Annotated in this window: 22 protein-coding genes; 9 read left to right on the top strand and 13 right to left on the bottom strand. The window is 70.0% G+C overall.

The window, feature by feature from the left end; all coding sequences use genetic code 11:
• Nucleotides 1-557: 557 nt before the first annotated feature.
• Together ABGB21_RS32030 and ABGB21_RS32025 are read right to left on the bottom strand one after the other, a co-directional pair.
• Nucleotides 558-1,418, bottom strand: a complete 861-nt coding sequence (locus ABGB21_RS32030) for a GNAT family N-acetyltransferase (protein ID WP_347680962.1) — start codon at nucleotides 1,416-1,418, stop codon at nucleotides 558-560.
• Nucleotides 1,419-1,525: 107 nt separating this feature from the next.
• Nucleotides 1,526-2,227, bottom strand: coding sequence for an HAD-IA family hydrolase (locus ABGB21_RS32025; RefSeq protein WP_347680960.1), 702 nt, complete (start codon nucleotides 2,225-2,227; stop codon nucleotides 1,526-1,528).
• A gap of 119 nt (nucleotides 2,228-2,346) precedes the next feature.
• Between ABGB21_RS32025 and ABGB21_RS32020 the strand changes: the two genes are divergently transcribed.
• The 3 genes from ABGB21_RS32020 (at nucleotide 2,347) to helR (ending at nucleotide 6,992) form a co-directional block, all read left to right on the top strand.
• Nucleotides 2,347-3,339: a hypothetical protein gene (locus tag ABGB21_RS32020; protein ID WP_347680958.1), complete on the top strand. Its 993-nt coding sequence runs from the start codon at nucleotides 2,347-2,349 to the stop codon at nucleotides 3,337-3,339.
• Nucleotides 3,340-3,457: 118 nt separating this feature from the next.
• A complete protein-coding gene (locus tag ABGB21_RS32015; protein WP_347680956.1) occupies nucleotides 3,458-4,450 on the top strand; it encodes a DUF4331 family protein in 993 nt (330 codons plus the stop codon).
• A gap of 388 nt (nucleotides 4,451-4,838) precedes the next feature.
• Entirely contained in the window at nucleotides 4,839-6,992 is a 2,154-nt protein-coding gene (gene helR / locus ABGB21_RS32010) for an RNA polymerase recycling motor ATPase HelR (protein ID WP_347680954.1), read from the top strand.
• Between the two features lie 18 nt (nucleotides 6,993-7,010).
• On the opposite strand, the gene ABGB21_RS32005 is transcribed toward helR, so the two are convergent.
• Nucleotides 7,011-7,460, bottom strand: coding sequence for a protein phosphatase (locus ABGB21_RS32005; protein ID WP_347654472.1), 450 nt, complete (start codon nucleotides 7,458-7,460; stop codon nucleotides 7,011-7,013).
• A gap of 156 nt (nucleotides 7,461-7,616) precedes the next feature.
• Here ABGB21_RS32005 and ABGB21_RS32000 point away from each other — a divergent pair, with 156 nt between their 5' ends.
• Nucleotides 7,617-8,420: a DedA family protein gene (locus tag ABGB21_RS32000; RefSeq protein WP_347654473.1), complete on the top strand. Its 804-nt coding sequence runs from the start codon at nucleotides 7,617-7,619 to the stop codon at nucleotides 8,418-8,420.
• Nucleotides 8,421-8,471: 51 nt separating this feature from the next.
• Here ABGB21_RS32000 and ABGB21_RS31995 read toward each other — a convergent pair whose 3' ends face one another.
• Entirely contained in the window at nucleotides 8,472-8,921 is a 450-nt protein-coding gene (locus ABGB21_RS31995) for a maleylpyruvate isomerase N-terminal domain-containing protein (RefSeq protein WP_347654474.1), read from the bottom strand.
• A gap of 136 nt (nucleotides 8,922-9,057) precedes the next feature.
• On the opposite strand from ABGB21_RS31995, the gene ABGB21_RS31990 reads away from it, so the two are divergent.
• On the top strand, nucleotides 9,058-9,621 hold the full coding sequence (locus tag ABGB21_RS31990) for a DinB family protein (protein WP_347654475.1): 564 nt from the start codon (nucleotides 9,058-9,060) through the stop codon (nucleotides 9,619-9,621).
• A gap of 128 nt (nucleotides 9,622-9,749) precedes the next feature.
• A complete protein-coding gene (locus ABGB21_RS31985; protein ID WP_347654476.1) occupies nucleotides 9,750-10,553 on the top strand; it encodes a DinB family protein in 804 nt (267 codons plus the stop codon).
• A 31-nt stretch (nucleotides 10,554-10,584) separates the two neighbouring features.
• On the opposite strand, the gene ABGB21_RS31980 is transcribed toward ABGB21_RS31985, so the two are convergent.
• From ABGB21_RS31980 to ABGB21_RS31970, 3 genes are all read right to left on the bottom strand, one after another.
• Complete coding sequence (locus tag ABGB21_RS31980; RefSeq protein WP_347654477.1) at nucleotides 10,585-11,136, bottom strand: hypothetical protein; 552 nt, start codon at nucleotides 11,134-11,136, stop codon at nucleotides 10,585-10,587.
• A gap of 26 nt (nucleotides 11,137-11,162) precedes the next feature.
• Entirely contained in the window at nucleotides 11,163-11,717 is a 555-nt protein-coding gene (locus ABGB21_RS31975) for a GNAT family protein (protein ID WP_347680952.1), read from the bottom strand.
• Nucleotides 11,718-11,813: 96 nt separating this feature from the next.
• On the bottom strand, nucleotides 11,814-12,011 hold the full coding sequence (locus ABGB21_RS31970; protein WP_347680950.1) for a winged helix-turn-helix domain-containing protein: 198 nt from the start codon (nucleotides 12,009-12,011) through the stop codon (nucleotides 11,814-11,816).
• 151 nt (nucleotides 12,012-12,162) lie between these two features.
• Between ABGB21_RS31970 and ABGB21_RS31965 the strand changes: the two genes are divergently transcribed.
• Nucleotides 12,163-12,429, top strand: a complete 267-nt coding sequence (locus tag ABGB21_RS31965) for a hypothetical protein (RefSeq protein ID WP_347654480.1) — start codon at nucleotides 12,163-12,165, stop codon at nucleotides 12,427-12,429.
• A 109-nt stretch (nucleotides 12,430-12,538) separates the two neighbouring features.
• On the opposite strand, the gene ABGB21_RS31960 is transcribed toward ABGB21_RS31965, so the two are convergent.
• From ABGB21_RS31960 to ABGB21_RS31935, 6 genes are all read right to left on the bottom strand, one after another.
• Entirely contained in the window at nucleotides 12,539-13,663 is a 1,125-nt protein-coding gene (locus tag ABGB21_RS31960; protein WP_347654481.1) for a S8 family serine peptidase, read from the bottom strand.
• A 10-nt stretch (nucleotides 13,664-13,673) separates the two neighbouring features.
• Complete coding sequence (locus tag ABGB21_RS31955) at nucleotides 13,674-14,441, bottom strand: hypothetical protein (protein WP_347654482.1); 768 nt, start codon at nucleotides 14,439-14,441, stop codon at nucleotides 13,674-13,676.
• Nucleotides 14,442-14,465: 24 nt separating this feature from the next.
• On the bottom strand, nucleotides 14,466-14,804 hold the full coding sequence (locus ABGB21_RS31950) for a hypothetical protein (RefSeq protein WP_347654483.1): 339 nt from the start codon (nucleotides 14,802-14,804) through the stop codon (nucleotides 14,466-14,468).
• A 1-nt stretch (nucleotide 14,805) separates the two neighbouring features.
• Nucleotides 14,806-15,498, bottom strand: coding sequence for a YbaB/EbfC family nucleoid-associated protein (locus tag ABGB21_RS31945; protein WP_347654484.1), 693 nt, complete (start codon nucleotides 15,496-15,498; stop codon nucleotides 14,806-14,808).
• A 269-nt stretch (nucleotides 15,499-15,767) separates the two neighbouring features.
• A complete protein-coding gene (locus ABGB21_RS31940) occupies nucleotides 15,768-16,556 on the bottom strand; it encodes an AAC(3) family N-acetyltransferase (RefSeq protein WP_347654485.1) in 789 nt (262 codons plus the stop codon).
• A 24-nt stretch (nucleotides 16,557-16,580) separates the two neighbouring features.
• Nucleotides 16,581-16,775 (bottom strand): hypothetical protein, encoded by a 195-nt coding sequence (locus ABGB21_RS31935; RefSeq protein ID WP_347680948.1) that lies wholly within the window; start codon nucleotides 16,773-16,775, stop codon nucleotides 16,581-16,583.
• 82 nt (nucleotides 16,776-16,857) lie between these two features.
• Here ABGB21_RS31935 and ABGB21_RS31930 point away from each other — a divergent pair, with 82 nt between their 5' ends.
• On the top strand, nucleotides 16,858-17,226 hold the full coding sequence (locus ABGB21_RS31930; RefSeq protein WP_347680946.1) for a GntR family transcriptional regulator: 369 nt from the start codon (nucleotides 16,858-16,860) through the stop codon (nucleotides 17,224-17,226).
• Entirely contained in the window at nucleotides 17,223-18,239 is a 1,017-nt protein-coding gene (locus tag ABGB21_RS31925) for a hypothetical protein (protein ID WP_347654487.1), read from the top strand. The genes ABGB21_RS31930 and ABGB21_RS31925 overlap by 4 nt, the downstream gene beginning before the upstream one ends.
• Nucleotides 18,240-18,272 lie beyond the last annotated feature (33 nt).

Below are 18,272 nucleotides of genomic sequence, written 5' to 3'. Positions count from 1 at the left end.
TTACGGCCCCAGCTCTGATCATCCTGACCCGTGGGGCAATGACCAGTTCGTCGTCACCGACGCCATCGTCGACGATGGCGAACACCTCTGGTCGGATGAGTTGGTCATCCGGGTGGACTATTCCTCTGACTGGTACGTGCGACCCGTGAGCTCAGCACCTGGGGCCGAAGCACCTGGGGACGACTCCGGCGCCGTCCCCCCATCGGACCAGGGCGCGTGATCGCTCACCGTGCCCGAACCATGCCCGATCCAAGGGTGAGCACCGGTTCCGATGAGCGCGCGGATGGTGCGATCTGCGCGTTCGGTTCGCCGGCCTGGTTGCTGATCTTGTAGCTCGAACCGTCCCCAGAGTGACGGTGCGGGCGCCCCCTCACGGGCTGAGGCCCAGGTCAGAGAGGAATTTCTCCGAGCCTGGGCCTTCGCCCTCGTCGAGCTCCGTCGTTCCGTCGTGCGCTTTCTCGCCTTCGCCGTGTCCCCCGCTCACATGGCGGTGAGCGGGCGTCCGTGACCGGCCGCAGCCTGGTCAGCGGATCTCAGCCCGGGTCCTGTGTCGGACCTCAGGGCAGGGCGATGTAGAGCCGTTCACCAGCGGGTTGGTAACCGACGCGCTGATACACCCGCCACGAATCCTTGCCGGAGGCCTCCAGCCAGGCGGCCTCCGCGCCTGCCGTGAACAGCCGTCTGGTTACCTCGGCGGTGATCGCGCCCGCCACCCCGCGACCACGGTACGGCGTACGGACGGCGATGCCGGCGACCTCGCTCACCGCGTCGGCGGGCGGAACCGCCCCGCCACCGCCCGCGCAGGTGCCGTCGTCGGTGAGGGCCATCACGGCCACGCCTCCGTTGCCCTGCATGCGCCGAAGCCGAGCCACGTCGGCCTCGGTGGCCACCGGGTCGCCGCCGAAGGCTTCGTTCTGCGCGCTGATCAGCGCCGCACGCTGGGGGTCGGTGGCCGGTTCGTGCAGATCGAGCCGATCGGGCGTGGGTGGTGTCGTCAACGTGTCGGGTGTGCAGAGCAGGTAGGTGTGTCGGGCTTCCACGGTGAAGCCGGCGGCGGTCAGCAGTGTCTCCAGGCCGGGGGCGCAACTGGTGACGTACTCCAGGCGGGGTTTGCGACCAGCGGCGCGGAAGGCTGCGACCAGGGCGGCGACGTCGGCCTCGGTGATGGCGGTACCGGGACGCGGCGTGGCGTAGTTGATGTGGGGACTGGTTGTTGTCGGATCCAAACCGAACACGAACGGCCCCACCTCTACGGGGGCGGGTCGGTTGCACAGGTTGGCGACGACGGACTGCTGGATGCGGGCATCCATGATCAACCTAGACCTCGATACATGAGGGAAGCTGCGGTGGGCGGAAGAAACGTTGGGCCGCTCACCGTGACGAAGCCACGCACCGATCGCTCGTTGCGTGGTCAACACTCAGGCGGCCGCTCGGCCAACCTGGATCACAGGCGTCATTCCCTCATGCAGAGTGCCCACGCCGGACACGTGGTCGGCTGCAAGGCTGCCGCAGCGGCCCCGAGCTGTCAACCGTGATCGGTGACGCGGCGCATCAGGCTGACGGCCGCGCGGCGGGTCAGCTTCGCCAGGACCGCGTCCAGGGTCAGGTCGGCGGCGCTGGCGAGCAGCAGGTCCGCGGCGGTGAAGCGTGCCCTGTCCGCGTACGGGTTCGGTACCGCCACGCAGCGCAGCCCGGCCGCGTGCGCCGCCGCCACGCCGTGCGCGGTGTCCTCGAACGCGATTGCCTCCTCCGCCGGCAGTCCGAGTCGCTCCAGCGCCACCAGGTACACGGCCGGATCCGGCTTGTGCGCCACCACTTCCTCGCCGGTCGCCAGTACCTCGAACCGGGTACGCAATCCGGCCCGATCCAGCATCGTGCCCACGTGGCCCACCGGCGAACTGCTCGCCACCGCCAAGCGCAGTCCCAACTCCGCGGCCCGGTCCAGCCACTCGACGATGCCCGGTGCCGGCTCCAGTGCCGCGTTCAGTTCCGCCCGGTACGCCATCCGCAGCGCGTGACTGGACTCGCGTTCGTACGCGGGGCCGACCGCTGCGGCGAGCGCGGCGTACCTCGGCCCGTTCGCGTCGCCGCCGTGGTCGGCGAAGAAGCCCTGCGGGTCCAGTTCCAGGCCGTGCCGCCGCCATTCCCAGCGCCAGCTCTCCAGCAGGGTGGTCTCGGTGTCCATCAGCAGGCCGTCGAAGTCGAAGATGAGCGCCTTGACCGTCACGGCGGCAGTATCCCAAACACGTTCCCCGAGGTCAGCGCTGGAGAATCGATCCTGTTTCCCTGCGGCCGTCCACCAACTCGGATCTTCGGACGATTCGGCTCTGCTGCATCATGGTGGCCGTGATCTGCTTCGTGTACCGCTCCCCGTACGAGGGTGTGCTCGGCAAGCACGTGCGCTGGCTCCCGGACGCCACGGTGCTCGACTGGTTCCGCCGTGCCTGGAAAGAGGCCGCCGCCGACCCCGACACCTGGCTGCGCAACGAGCTGGGCGTCGACGTCTACGGTCTGGACAGCATTTTCAGGGCGGCGACCGAGCACGACCTACCGGAGCCGACGTCCACCGAACATCTCCGGGAGCTGCTGGAACAGCATCTGTACGTGGAGGGCGAGGTTGTTGTCGACGACCTCGGTGTACGGGCGTGCACGGACGACGACGAGGTCTCGCTGGCGTACTTCTTCCTCGACCGTCGACTGCTCGCCACGTACCCGGACCGACTGGCCTACGCCGCCCACGAGAACTGGCCGCTGCCCGACGAGGCGGCCGGGCCGGGCGGTGTCGAACCGGTGACGACCGTCGTCATCTCGCTGCTGGGGGACGGGGACTGGGAGACACAGGCCGAGGTGGTCCGGTTTCCCGGCGTCCGGCTGCCCGACTTCGCCCGGCATCTCCGTACGACCGAGGTGACTGGAGAGTGGCTGGACGAGCTTGTCCTGCTGAGGGCCGCGATCGGCCCGGACGACGACTTGGAGCAGGCGCTGCGGACGATGAACCGGTGGGCGGCGTGGAACGACCAGTATCTCGACGTCGCCGGGCTCGACGGGGACCAGCCCGAGGCGTACCGGATCACCCGCGCGGTCCTGGCCGACGTCGCCGGGCTCGACGAACTGCCCGGCCCGTTCGGCACGCGGCGACCGAGCCTCGGGCGGATCGCCGTGGCCGAGCATCTTGCCCAGGCGGTGTTCCATGTTCACGACAACCATGGCTACCAGCAAGTGTTCGTCTTCGACGACGTGTGGGCCGGAAACCACCGCCACCTGGCGGCGTCACTGCGGCGATGGTTCGGCGGGCAGTGGGATCTGCTTGAGGCGGAGGCTTCACCCGGTCGGGCATGACTCCACGAATCGCCGGTGGGCGGCCCCCGACCTCACTAGCGTCCGGTCGTGAACAGGCCGAGCAGGCGGCGTACGCAGCGGCTGGCCGGAACCCCGCCCGTGACCGTCGAGGAGCATCGTGTCCAACCACTTCAGCGCCGACAACCTGGGGTTTCCCGGCGACGACCGCCGCCTCGAGCTGACCGACGTGTACGCCTTCGCCTCGATGGAGGACCCCGACCGGACGATCCTGATCATCGACGCCAACCCGACGGTGGCGCCGCCTCCGATACCCCCGGCCACCACCGGACCGGAGTTCTGTCCCAGCGCGGTCTACCGGATCAACATCGACACCGACGGGGACGCCCACGCCGACATCGCGTTCACCTTCACGTTCTCCGAATACGACAACGGTAGCCAGACCGGGACCGCCTGGTACGCCACCGGAGCCGACGCCCGGCAGCCCGAACCCGCCGGCCGGGTGGTCGCCGAGTCGTTCCCGGTCAGCTTCGACGGCACCGTACAGCCGGTCATCATCGACGAACCGGCGCCGATCCGGCTCTTTGTCGGGCTGCGCAGCGACCCGTTCTTCGCCGACGTCGAGGGCGCCCTGCACGGGATGAAGTGGACGGGCCACGACGACTTCGCCGGCAACAACGTCGACTCGATCGTGCTGGACGTACCCTTCGACCTGCTCGGCGGCCCGGAGATCGGGGTGTGGGCGTCGATCAGCCGGCGCCGCGACGACGGCACGCTGGAGCAGATGGACCGGGGTGGAAACCCGACCATCAACCCGTTCGTCAATCCGGACGGGGAGAAGAACCGGTACAACTCCCGGCAGCCGGCCGACGACGTGGCCAACTACCTGGGCCCGTGGTCACAGATGTTGGAGAAGGCCGGCTATTCGCCGGAGGAGGCCAGGCGGACCGCGCTGCAGTGCCTTCCCGACATCCTCCGCTACGACCGGACCCAACCGGCCGCCTATCCCAACGGTCGGGCGCTCGTCGACGACGTCTTCAGCTACCGCTTTGCCTGGCTGACCAACGGCAAGGTGCCGCCGAGCGGGCTGCGTCCGCACGACGACCTGTTGCTGCACTTCCCCTACCTCGGACCGCCCAACCCGATGCCGTGATCCCTGGGCGGCCGGATGCGGCCCCGCCGGTGCCCGCGTGCACACCGGTGGTCCGGGCCGCCGCCGGGGTTTCGCCTGATCGGGTACGTCGTCCGACGGGCTCCTGTGGTTTCGCCGGACACCCGGTGTCGACTCGCGATGCTGCGAGGAGAGGCGTCACGAGGAGAGGTATCCGTCGATCGGATCGATGAGAAAGGGTTCAACTACCTCTTTCCATTTTCAGAATATAGCCGACCCGGGGGCTTGCGGCAAGGCCCGGGTAATGCCGCAGAATTGCCGGCCGAGGCCAGCACCTGCGGAAATGGGATGCGCTGAATGCGATCGCGGACAGGGTGGATTTGCTTCGCCGTACGCGATCACCGACAGCGACCCGGATCGGAACGATGAATTGACCTTCCCGACGACAAGTGCCTTCGCGCTGCCCGACCACCTCGCGCCCAAGGCCGACCCGACGCTGATCGCCCGCGACGAACGGCACTTCGCGGCCATCGCGGAGAGTCTCGAACAGACGATCTCCGACCTGACCGACCGTCTCGACGCCACGCGTAGGGCGGCGGGCGGCATCGGCCAGGCGGCACTGGACCGCGACCAGGAGGTCCACCGGCTGACCGCCCGACTGCGGGCCCTGCGTCGCTTCGGGCTGGACCTGTGTTTCGGACACATGGTTTTCGCCGACGACCCCGAACCCGTGTACGTCGGACGACTCGGCCTCACCGACAGTGCCGGGCGTCGGCTCCTGGTCGACTGGCGAACCCCGGCGGCCGAGCCGTTCTTCGCGGCGACCCACGCCCACCCCGCCGGACTGGTGAGCCGGCGCAGGTACCGCTGGACCCGTGGCCGGATCACCGACTACTGGGACGAGGTCTTCAACCCGGACGGGCTGGCCGGGCACGCCGCCCTCGACGACCAGTCCGCGTTCATCGCCAGCCTGGGCGGCAACCGGTCGGCCCGGATGCGGGACGTGCTCGGCACCATCCAGGCCGACCAGGACGCCATCATCCGGGCGAGTTCCCGGGGCGCGCTGGTCGTCGACGGCGGACCGGGTACCGGCAAGACCGTCGTCGCGCTGCACCGCACCGCGTACCTGCTCTACTCCGACCCCCGCCTCGGTCACCGTCGGGGTGGCGTGCTCTTCGTCGGCCCGCACCAGCCCTATCTGGCGTACGTCGCCGACGTGCTGCCCAGCCTCGGCGAGGAGGACGTGCAGACCTGCACCCTGCGGGACCTCGTCGCCGAGGGGTCCTCGGCGACCGTCGAGGCCGACCCGGAGGTGGCCCGGCTGAAGTCGTCGGCCGACCTGGTGAAGGCGGTCGAGGCGGCCGTCCGGTTCTACGAGGAGCCGCCGACCAGCGGGATGACCGTCAGCGTCGACGACTCCGACATCCGGCTCGGCGCCGACGACTGGGCCGACGCGTTCCGGGCGGCGGGACCGGGCACCCCGCACAACGAGGCCCGGGACCAGGTCTGGGAGGAACTGCTCACCATTCTGTTGGAGAAGTACGACGGTGACGAGCCGGACGACCTGGTACGCCGGTCGCTGCTGCGGAACCGGGAACTGCGTACCGCGTTCCACCGCGCGTGGCCGCTGCTCGACGCGGCCGATCTGGTCGGCGACCTCTGGTCGGTCCCCGCCTACCTGCGCAGGTGCGCCCCCTGGCTCGGCCCCGACGAGATCCGGCGGTTGCGACGCGACGACCCGCGCGCCTGGACCGTCTCCGACCTGCCGTTCCTGGACGCGGCCCGGCAGCGGCTCGGTGACCCGGAGGTGTCCCGACAGCAACGCCGGCACGCCGCCTCGGTCGCCGCCGAACGCGAGCGGATGACCCGGGTCGTCGACGACCTGATCGCGTCCGTCGACGACGAGTACGGGATGGGCCTGGTGACGATGCTCCGCGGCGAGGACTTCCAGGATGCCCTGGTCGACGACTCCGCGCTGCCCGCCACCAGCCCGGACCGGTTGGCCGGGCCGTTCGCACACATCGTCGTGGACGAGGCCCAGGAACTCACCGACGCGCAGTGGCAGATGCTGCTGGCGCGCTGCCCGTCCCGGAGTTTCACCATCGTCGGGGACCGCGCCCAGGCCCGGCACGGGTTCACCGAGTCCTGGCCGGAACGGCTGGCCCGGATCGGGCTCGACCAGGTCAACCTGGCCTCGCTGACCATCAACTACCGGACCCCGAAGGAGGTCATGGCGGAGGCCGAGCCGGTGATCCGGGCCGTGCTCCCGGACGCCAACGTGCCGACCTCCATCCGGGAGAGCGGGATTCCCGTCGTACGCGGGTCGAGGTCTGAGCTGGATCGGATCCTCGACAGCTGGCTGGCCGCGCACGCCGACGGGATCGCCTGCGTCATCGGCGATCCCACCTTCCCGGCGACGGCCCGGGTCCGGTCGTTGACGCCGGAGCTGTCGAAGGGGCTCGAGTTCGACCTGGTGGTGCTCGTCGACCCGGAGGCGTTCGGTGCGGGCGTCGAGGGAGCGGTCGACCGCTACGTGGCGATGACCCGGGCGACCCGGCAACTCGTCATCCTCCGGCGACCCTGACCGGAGTGCTGGAGGCGATCACGGCGCGGCCGGGACGGCGAAGCCTTGGACGTACCGCCGCTGCCAGGGGGTTTCGACGGCATGCCTGTCGTAGTGCTGCCGGACGTACGAGACCGCCTCGGTCGGCGGCACCCCGTCGAGGACGGCGAGGCAGGCCAGCGCGGTGCCGGTACGACCCCGGCCGCCACCGCAGGCGATCTCGACGCGTCCGGTGGCGGCGGCCTCCCACGTCTCCCGCAACGTCTCCCGGGCCTGTGGGCGATCGCTGGGCAGCCAGAAGTCGGGCCAGCGCAGCCACCGGCTCTCCCACTCGACCGGCGGCGGCGTGCGGCCCAGCAGGTACACGCCGAAGGTGGGCGACGGACCGCTGGGCAGGGGCCGACGCAGGCCGCGACCGCGTACCAGGCGGCCGGAGGGCAGACGGAGGACGCCGGCTGCGGTGGGTTCCCAGGTGGTGGACGAATTCATGATCGTAGTCTCCCGGTCAGTGGTGTCGGAGGATGGCGTGATCGTAGGAACCGGTGGGGGGTGCGGTTTTCCGCACCCGGTGGACTGCGGAGGTGCGGATGATTCCGGCGGTCGCCCTCATGGTCGCCGGGTCGGCGATTCCCTAGCCTTCCCAACATGATCCGTTCATCGCTTGTCGCGACCCAGGTGGAATTGTTGGCAGGGCAGTCCGAGTCGCCGGACGGCGGTCTGGTCGGATACGTCACCGATCTGGTGGAGCGACTCGGCGGCCCGGGCGCCGGCCTGGCGGTGGCGTTGGAGAACCTGTTCCCACCGATCCCGAGTGAGGTGATCCTGCCGCTGGCCGGGTTCACCGCCAGTCAGGGCAAGATGAACCTGTACGGAGCCATCGCCTGGACCACGCTCGGCTCGGTGGTGGGTGCCATGCTGCTGTACTACGTGGGTGTCGCCGTCGGTCGCGACCGGATCCGGGCGATCGTGGCGCGGCTGCCGCTGGTGAAACTGGAGGACGTGGACCGGACCGAGGCGTGGTTCCACCGGCACGGCGGGAAAGCGGTCTTCTTCGGACGGATGATTCCGATCTTCCGCAGCCTGATCTCGATTCCGGCCGGCGTGGAACGGATGCCTGTCGCCCGGTTCCTGCTCTACACCACGCTCGGCAGCGCGATCTGGAACACCGTGTTCGTGCTGGCCGGCTATCTGCTCGGCGAGAACTGGCACACCGTCGAGTCGTACGTGGGCACGCTGCAGAACCTGGTCATCGTGGTCTGTGTCCTCGCGGTCGGATACTTCGTCGGCTCCCGGCTGGTCAGGGCACGCCGGAACCGGTCGGTGGCCGAGCACGGGCCCGCCCCGGACCACGCGCCCGAACCGAGCTGGTCACGGGCGGACTCCCACTCCCGCCCGGCCGTACGGGGCACGCTGTATGGCACGCCTCGGCGTACCGGGACCGACCGGTGACACCGGGCGTCGCGGAGTACGGCGTGGCGGAGTGTGCCGGGGCGGCGACCGTCAGCGTTCTTCGACCGGGGCGCCGTGCCAGCGCCACTTCTCCAGCCGGGGATGTCCGGGCAGGTCGAGACGTCCGACGGACCACTGGAGCACGGTCCACGGGTCGAGGTCGAGGAGTTCGGCCGGGGTGTCCGGGAACAACCGCGTGAGGACCCGGGCGCAGATGTCCCGGGGCGGGTCGAGCCGTACGCCGAGCCCGTCGGCGATGTCCTGCCCGTGGGTGAGCACCTCGACACAGCCCATCGCCGCGAAGCCTCCGGGGTCGGCCATCCCGGACGGGTGGTAGGCGCGTACCTGGGCCGGGGTGGTGCGGACGGCGGCGGCGAGCAGGCCGCCGCCGGCGCGGACGAACTCCAGCATCTCCGCCGGGCCGGCATCGGCGTCGGCGTTGGCCAGGAAGCGGACGTAGCGGCTGGTCGGGCGGGCGACCAGCTGGGCCGCGTACGACATCGCCATGGTATTCGCCGACGTTCGTCACCGTCCCGGCGAGCCGGGAGACGCCGGGATCACGATCTCGCCGGGCAGACCGAGTACGTCGCGGGGGCGGAAGATGAGGATGCCTGCCATCTCTGAGTAGGGTGCGGAAATGACAAGAAGCGAGCGGCTCGCGGACCAGCTGGACTGGTACTGGCACAAGAACCTGCGGGCGCGGCTGGACGGGCTTACCGACGAGGAGTACTTCTGGGAGCCGGTGCGCGGCTGTTGGAGCATCCGCCCACGCGGCACGTCGGCCGCACCGATGCCGGCAGGTTCGGGAGCGTGGACGATGGACTCCGCGTCCCCTGACCCGGTGCCGGCGCCGGTGACCACGATCGCCTGGCGGCTGGCGCACATCATCGTCTCGTGCCTGGGCTATCGGGTCGGATGGCACTTCGGCGGCCAGGACGTCGACTCCCAGACGTTCGCCTACGCGGGAACCGCTGACGAGGCGCTGAAACAGCTCGATGAGATGTATGGGAGATGGAACGCGGGGGTCCGCGAACTCTCGGACGCCGACCTGGAGAATCCACCCACGGTGGGTCCCGAGCGGCGTCCCATGGAGGTCATCGTCCTGCACGTCAACAGGGAGTTGATCCATCACGGCGCCGAGATTTCCCTGCTGCGCGACCTCTACCGCTGGCAGGACGGAGTCGTACCGCGCCGACCATGACTCTTCGGTGACCGACGATCGAGCTGCGGAAACGCACGTGGCTTCCGTGACTCCCCGTGGCTGCGGTCCGTCGTCGTCCAGCCCGGGGCCGACGTGGATTGTCGGTCCCCGGCGGTAGCGTTCGCCCCATGGCCGAATATGTCCGCGCCGACCTCAGCGGTTCCCGGTTCGAGCACGTCGACCTCCGTGACTCACGGTTCGAGCGCGTCGACCTCAACAACACGCGGTTCCGCTCCGTCGACCTGGCCGGTGTGCAGATTCGCGACGCGTTCCTGCGTCAGGTGGTGATGCGTGGCGTCGAGCTGGTCGACGTGGAGATCGACGGTGATATCGAGAACGTGACGGTCAACGGCGTCGACATCGGCCCGCTTGTCGACGCCGAGTTGAACCGGCGCTATCCGGACCGGGCCAAGATGCGTCCGACCGACCCGGCCGGCTTCCGCGAGGCGTGGGACGTCCTGGAACGGCTCTGGGACGGGACCGTCGACCGGGCCCGCCGGCTCCGTCCCGAGCTGCTGCACGAGTCGGTCGACGGGGAGTGGTCGTTCATCGAGACGCTGCGGCACCTGGTGTTCGCCACCGACTGCTGGGTGAACCGGGCGATTCTCGGTGATCCGGCACCGTGGCACCCGCTGGGCCTGCCGTGGGACGAGATGCCCGAGACGCCAGGGGTGCCGCAGGACCGGGAGGCCCGCCCCTCGCTCGACGAGGTGCTGGAGCTTCGCCGGGACCGGAGGGCGACGGTGCGCCGGCTGCTCGACGACCTGACCGACGAGGCGTTGGCCGGCCACACCACGCCGGTCGAGGCGCCCGGCTGGCCGAAGCCGGACAGCTATCCGGTACGCAAGTGCCTGTCGGTCGTCCTCAACGAGGAGTGGGAGCACCGCATGTTCGCCGAGCGTGATCTTGCCGCGCTGGAGGCGCGCGAGTAGTCCCGTCGCCGGTGATGGGGTCCCGAGCGCCTCAGTCTCCTGGTACGAAGCGGTACGAAGGTCCGTTCCACACCGGCGAGGGCAGCAACCCGTCGGTCGGGGTGAAGGACCGGAGTCGGGCGAGTGCCGCCCCGACCGACGCCGTGTCGCCGAGCGAGACGGTGATGCTGCGAAAGTCCAGCCAGGCGTCGGCGGTGACCGGGTCGATGCCCAGGTCGTCGAGGTCACCGGAGAGCGTGGTCCGGACGTGGAGCCGGGGCCCGTGCTGTTCGACGATCTCCAGGTCGATCAGGTCGTACTGGTGGTGTTCGAAGAAGTAGACACTCGCCTCGGCGGGTTCGCCGACCCCGCGGACAACCTGCCCGGCCATGGCACGCCAATCCGCTCCGGGCAGCGGTAACCAGTCGACGTCCACGAAGATCCGGCTCTTCCCGTACTCCCTGGAGACCTCCTGGAACGGAAACCGGAAGCTCCAGGTCAGAGCCGGCGCCAACCCGATGCCCGGGTTGTCGAACAGCAGCCCGCCCCACGTCCCGCCCTCGACCGGTACCAGCTCGGCGGGCTTGAGAGCCTCTTCGGTCATCGTGGGATCCTCACCGCTGCTCAGTGTTACGGCCGGGCCGCCCGCCACTCCGGCGCGAGCACCGACCAGACCTCGATGTCCTGCCGCACCCCGCGGTATGCGACAGCTTCCCGGAGTACGCCGTCCCGGGTCATCCCGAGGCGTCGGGCGACCGCGATGCTCGGTGTGTTCTCCGACGCCACCTGCCACTCGATCCGGTGGATGCCACGGGTCTCGACCGCCCAGTCGATCAGGACGCGTACCGCCCGGGTGACCAGTCCGCGCCCGACCGCCGACGGTTCCAGCCAGCAGCCCGCCTCGGCGTAACCGGTCGCCACGTCGAACCTCCGGAAGAGCACCCCGCCGACCAGCGTGCCGTCCGCCCAGATGCCGCAGAGCCGGCCGGTGTCGGCGGCCGCCTTGTCCGCGTACGCCTGGAGGAACGACCGGGCCGACGCCAGGTCCGAGACCCGGTCGGGCAGTGGGACGTACTGTCCGATGTGGTCGCGTCCCCGGTCGATGTGGGCCAGGAACTCCTCGGCCTGCCACGGCTCGAGCGGGCGCAGTTCGGCGTGGTCGTCGCCGAGCGGTATCGCGTACATCGGGCTCCCCGTTATCCTCGACCGGCACCAACTCCGGATGATCTTTCCAGTCGAGGTCGGAGCGGGCCAGACGAGCGGCGACGGATGCCTGCCGAATCAGGACTGCCGGACGTACGTGCCGCGCTGCGGCAACGTCACGACCAGTCCGCGGTCGCGGAGCAGCGCCACCGCCGAACGAACCGTGCCACGGGCGACGCCGTACTCCTGGCGGAGTTGGGTTTCGCTCGGGAGGAGTTGTCCCGGCGCCAGTTCACCCTTCTCGATCTTCTTTTCGAGTAGATCGGCGAGCTGCACGTACAAACGGTGTGGGTGACATGGGGTTGATCATGGGGTTTACGGTAAGGACGACCTAGACGCCGCCCTGGTCATCAGGTACGTCCTAGACGTTCTGGACGAGTAGGACTAGCACGCTCGGCCAGGCTGCCCGGGCCAACCGGCCACCCCGATGAACCTCGGCGGAACCGCACCCCACCTGCCGCTGCGCCCGCTCTGGTGCTGCCGCCGGTGCGGGCACCCGTGGCCGTGTGCCACCGCCCGGCTGACCCTGCTGCACGACTACCGTGACAACCGGGTCGCCCTGCACATCTATCTCGGCTCGGCGCTCTTCGCCGCCAGCGCCGACCTGTACCGGCTCAATCCGCAACCCGGACCCGACCCGGCTGCCCTCTTCGCCCGCTTCCTCGGCTGGGCCCGCCCATCCGTCGCGCCGTGAGGGGTGGGGTGAGTGGTCGGCGGCGCAGCATTCACGGAACGTCGAGGGGCGTCGGGAGGGCCCTTCCGCTACCGGAGGCGACAGCAAGGGCCCTCCTCCTGACGGCAGCTCAGCGTCGGCGGCGCCTGACCCGCAGCAGGATCAGCAGTCCGACCACCACGACGACCACAAGGAGACAGCAGAGGCTGGCGACGACAACGGTCAGGGTGCCGCCGATTCGGTCGAGCAGGCTCTCACCCTCCGGCGGCCCGGGATCACCGAGCGGATTCTCCGTCACGGCGGGCCGGTCGCTGGTGACCGCGGCGCCGGCGTCTACGATTCCGGCCCCGAAGCTGCTGTCCGGCCCGGCAGGTCCGGCGTCCCGGGCCGTGTGGAGCAGCCGGTCGACGACCGAGGCGGCGTTGAGCTCCGGAGACCGGGACCGGATGAGCGCCGCCACACCCGCCACGATCGCCGACGCCTGCTGGTCGCCGGCGGCCGTGATCGGACCGTAGCCACCGTTCGCGCCCGGGTCGGTCAGCCCGACCAGCCCGAGTGTGGCGCCGGGCGCGGCGAGGTCGATGCGGCTGCCGAACGACGTCCGGCCGTTCCGTTCACCCGCCTCGTTCACCCCGCCGACGACGAGTACGCCGGTGGTCGCCGGCTCGGCGAGCCGGTCGGCGTGCTCGGCGTCCATGATGACCACGACGTCGTTGGCCACCGCGTACCGGATCCCGTCGATGGCGCGTACGTTGTCGTCGACGGTGAACCCGCCGGACATGTCGATGACCTTCGCGCCCTGGTCGACCAGCCAGCGCAGCGCGACCGAGACACTGCCCTCACCGATCGGCCCGTTGATCGGCTGAATCTCGGCACGCGGCGCCACGCCGAGCGGACCGTCGCCTCCGGCTGCGGCGACCAGCCCCGCCAGTCCGGTGTCGCGCTCCCGGCCGGCGGTGCTGACGGCGCTCTCCGGGCGGTCGTCGACCGTACCGTTCGCCCGGACGTACTTGTTGGGGCGAATCCGGCCGGCGAGTTCGGGGCGACTGGTGTCGACGGAGGCCAGGAACATGCCGACCAGCACCCCGTCGCCCCGCGCGACGGTCTGCGCCTCGGGTACGCCGATTCGGTCGAGGTACCACTGCTGGTCACGCGGTGGCGCCGCCGCTGCCGGTCCGGCCGCCACGAACGGCAGCGTGGCCGCGGTGAGCAGCGCCGCCGCGATACGGATGCGGACCCCACGTTGGATGCTCATCAGCTCGTCCCTACCGGTTGACCGCCTGCGGCCAGTTACCGCCGGGGAACTTCGTGTTGTCGTTCAGGATGATCCGGGCCTCGTTCAGCTTGCTGACGCTGTCGACCGCGTGCTGGGTGGCCTTCTGGGCGAGTTCGAGGATCGCCCCGAGGGCGTCGGCGATCGCCGCCGCGATCGTGTCGATGGCCTCCAGGACGCCGAACACCGTGGCGATCTCGATGATCGCCTCGACGATGGCCTCGACAATGTCGATCACCGGCGTGGTGATGTCGACGAGAAAGTGGGTGTTGAGTGCCGCGACGTCGACCAGCCACTGGGAGGTGTCCTTGACGACGCCGCTGAGGCCTTCGAGCGCGTCCCGCTGACCCCAGCGCTTCTCCTGGTAGGCCTCGCTCGCGTTGCCGCTCCAGGCGTGCAGCGCGTTCGCCTTGGCGTCCCTGGCGATGCCGGGCATGCCGCTCAGCTCCGGCAGGATCTGCTGATTCCAGCTGGTACCCACGTAGATCAGCGAGAAGACCGGTGTCGAGGACTCCAGGAACTTGCGGACCTGCTTCAGCACCTCCGCGATGTTCTCGCTCAGCTCGTCCATCCGACCCTGGACCTTCCGGCTGAACAGCCAGCCGGCCAGCGGGGAGACGAAGGTGGCGGTGGTGAGGACCGAGTTGATTTTGTTCACGAGGTTTGCGTGCTCGGTGGTGACCCGGTTCAGCTCACTGTCGAGCTTCGTCCGGGCTGCCTCGAGCGCGCCCTCGGGGGTGCCTTCAGCGCCGGGGGCCATTCACCACTCCCATGGGTCGACAGATCACTGGTGTTCTCCGTAGATCTTGACGAAGTCGGACGCGGAGGTCCGGTCGCTACCGTCGTACAGGTCGCGAGCGATGATCAGGGCTCGGGAGAGCTCGTGGAACTCCTCCTCCCCCGCGGCCATCAGGGTCTTGATGAGTTCGTGGATGTCGGTGTAGGCGTCGCCCAGTTGCTTCGCGGTCAGCGGGTTACCGCAGAAGAACGCGAGCGCCGAGAGGTCGAGCCCGCTCGCCGTCGTCTTGAGCCCCGCCATGTCCTTCGCGAGCCCCGTCCACTTCTCCGACTCGATGTCGAAGGCATCTCGGACAACCCGGATCTCCGACTTGTCTTCCGGCACGTCACACCACCTTTCCGTCGTCCAGCCCGCCGGCTGCGGCGGAGTCGGAGTAGAGCGGCCGGAGGGCCAGTACGATGTCCTGCGCGAGGTCGCGGGCCCGGCTGCGGCCCACCGAACTACTCACCGTGATTCCGGTGACGTCCGTTCCGCGTACGGTGATGTCGGCGAGGCGGGACGGGCCGGTCACCACCCGCTCGTCGGTGGAGCGTCCGGTCAGCCGCCGGCTGCGCTGGTACTCCCGCTCGTACTGCCGTTCCTCGAGTTCGCGCAGCGCCGCCCACACGTCCTTGAAGGTCGGCCTCGGGTTACTGCGGACGTACGGTGGCGGGCTGTAGGTCGACGGCTCGCCCCGGGAGGAGAGCTGCCGCAGCGCTTCCTCTTCCTCGGCACGGTCGATCCGCTCGACGCTGGCGGTCATGGCCTCGGTCATCGCCGCCTGGTACGCCTCGAGCAACGCCGGGCCCAGGTCGACCGTCCCGCGTCCCGCGAACCAGTCCGGGTTGATCTCGACGGATCGCACCTGCCCGGCTCCGTTGGCGACCAGCGTGACCAACCCGGTCCCGTCCCGACCCTGGTGGCGGGTGTCCGTACGGGTGGCGGACGCCAGGGTGCGTCGGAAGGCCCGCAGCTCGCCGGAGAGTCGGGTCAGCTCCTCGATCGGGTCGGAGTCGGTGTCCCGGCCGAACATCATCATCGGGCCGTCAGGTGTTCGGCGCGGGCCGTGGTGGTCCCGCTGGACTCCGGTCGCCGGAGTGTGGTTGCCACTCTTCCGGTTTCGCTCAGCAGCATCAAGCCTCCCGTGGTCTGCCTGTCCGTGTTCGTTCATAGTCGACTGACGACCGTCTGTCTGGACAGTCAGAGACAATATCCCTCGGCCACCACCCCGGTCTGCCCGGTTGTTCCGGGGCATCGACCTTCCGTTGTGGACGGCGTCGACAAGCCGCAGGTCAGGGGGTGCGCCACTTATCGGCGGTTGGTGACCATCCAGGTGGTGGCGAAGCCGACCAGCGTTCGCTGCGACATCAGCCGGGCGTCCGCGTTGCCGACCGGGCCGACCGTGACCCGGCCGGATGCCTCGAAATCCGCGCCGAGCCGTTCGAAGACCTCCTCGTGGGTGTCCACGTCGACCCACTCCGTCCACCGGCTGGTGCCGTCCGGCTCCAGGATCGACGCGCCGGTGGTCGCCCGGGGCGGCGACTCCTGCCGGTACTCGGCCAGGTGCAGCGACGTGTTCGAGTCGTGGCCGCAGCCGAGCAGCAGCACCCGGCCGTCGAGCCGGTGGACCGCGCCGAGGGGTGAGGTCTCGCCCAACCCGTCGTCGAGCCGGTGATCGGCCAGGATCTCCGCCGCCTGCGCGCCCAGCGCGGCGAACGAGACCTGCGGGTGCGAGCTGCGCAGCGCACCCGGCCAGGTGCGGACCACCTCGGCGATGATGCCCATCCACCGGCTCGGCGTTTGTGCCGGGTCGAAGCCGGGGGTCTGCGCGCGGATCACCGGCCACCACGACTCGGGGACCGGCGGGCGTTGCCAGCCGGCCGGGTCCGTGTTGTCGGGGGTGTGGGTCGGTACGACAAGCGTCCCCGCCGGCCCGAGCACCTCCAGGAACGCCTGCACCACCGCCTGGACGCCGCCGGCCACGAACCCGAGACTCCGGTACGACGAGTGCAGCAGCAGTACGTCACCCCGGGCGACGCCGAGCGCGCCCAGCTCGGAGGCCAGGGATCGGACGGTGTGCGGGGCGGCCTGGTCCATCCGACGGAGTGTAGGCGTGGCACCTCAGGGAGCGGCTGCCCCGATCGCGTCCTCGTGCACCCCGACCTTGTAGTTGACCAGGTCGAGGCAGCGGGTGAGCTGGGCGATCTGCGGGAGCGCCCGCTCACGGTGCACCCGCATCAGGGCGAGTCGTTCGGCCTCCGTACCGACGCCCAGGCGGACCAGTCCGGTGTAGCGGCGGATTTCCGGCAGCGGCATGCCGGACTCGCGCAGCATACCGCCCGTTGCCGTGCCGCCGGACGGTTGACGATTGCTCCTGTTGTTCTAGTAGTATGCGAACATGTTGTTCAGTGTGGTGCCGGAGAGCGGGATTCCGTTGGCCGAGCAGATCGCGGCCAACGTGCGCCGCGCATTGGCCGAGGGCGCATTGCGGCACGGTGATCGCCTGCCGGCGGCCCGGGAGCTTGCCGACACGTTGGGCGTGAACATGCACACGGTTCTGCGGGCGTACGCGGCACTGCGTGACGACGGGCTGATCGAGCTGCGACGCGGTCGTGGTGCGGTGGTGACCGGTGCGGTGCCCCGGGAGCGGGCGCAGGTGATCGAGTGGGCACGGCACCTGGTCAGCGACGCGCGGCGGGCCGGTGTCGGCCTGGACGAGGTGGTCGCCCTGGTGCGCCAGCAGTATGCGAAGGAGGCAGGCGGATGAGGACAGCACGGTGGATTGCCGGCATGGGGCTCCTGCCGGGGGCCCTGCTCGCCGGAACGACAACCCTGACAACGGCGTGGCGGGGGCGCCTGCCGGAGCATCTGCCCAATCAGGGCGGAGTCGGCGACCGGCCGATGGAAACGACGATCCCGGTCAACACACTGATCGGGATTCTGATCGGAGTGGCCCTCGCCGCCTGGATCACCGGCATCGTCGCCTTCCTGGCCGCCGGCAGGCTGCCCCGGATCCCCCGGCACTGGCTACGTGCCGGTGTCCAGGCCGCGGTCGCCGCCGTCGTCGGTGCGGCGGTGACGATCCTGCTGATGGTGCTGGCGGCAGCGCTCGATGCGGCTACCGCCGCCGACGTACGTATGTCCTGGAGCTACTTCGTGGCCACCATGGCGGTGCCGGCCGCGGTCGCCGTCCTGTCAGCTGTCGTGGCGATCCTGCTGGCCGGCCGCCTGCCGGCGCAGCCGGCAGACCCCGCTGCGACGATCGTCGAGGCGACACAGCCGGCCGATCCCGCCCAGCGAGCCGCCGCGGGCAACGGCGAGCGGCTGCTCTGGTGGGAGTCGCGCTCGCTACGCCCGGTCGTATGGGCGACGGTCGGACTCGCCCTCTCCGGTGTCCTCCTTGCTGCCGTGCTGGTGCCCTTCGTGGGCCTGCCCGGCTGGGCGGGACTGGCGCCGACAGTGACCGCTCCCGTCCTGCTCCCGTTCACCCGCTACCGTCTCGCCATCGACGCCCGAGGGGTCCGGCTCACCTTCGGTCTGTACCGGTGGCGACTGCCGCTGACCGCCATCACCACAGCGGAGGAGGCTCAGCTGGATGCGGCGACCTGGCTTACCAGGGGAATGCTGCGCGGCGCGACCGACCGGACGCTGCCGCTGCTGCCCGGCCAGGTGCTGGCCCTACAGCTCACCGACGGCAGCCGTCGCTTCGTCACCTGCCGCGACGTCCCCACGGCGGTCAGCACCGTCAACACCCTGCGCGCCCAGCTCACCGCTGGCTGAGGCACCACCGTCCCGGGGACAACGCGTCGGGGG

The organism is Plantactinospora sp. B24E8 (genome assembly GCF_039871735.1).
Taxonomy (GTDB): Bacteria; Actinomycetota; Actinomycetes; order Mycobacteriales; family Micromonosporaceae; genus Plantactinospora.
The sequence above is the reverse complement of the archived record's forward strand: the minus strand, read 5'-3'. Positions and strand labels throughout refer to the sequence as shown.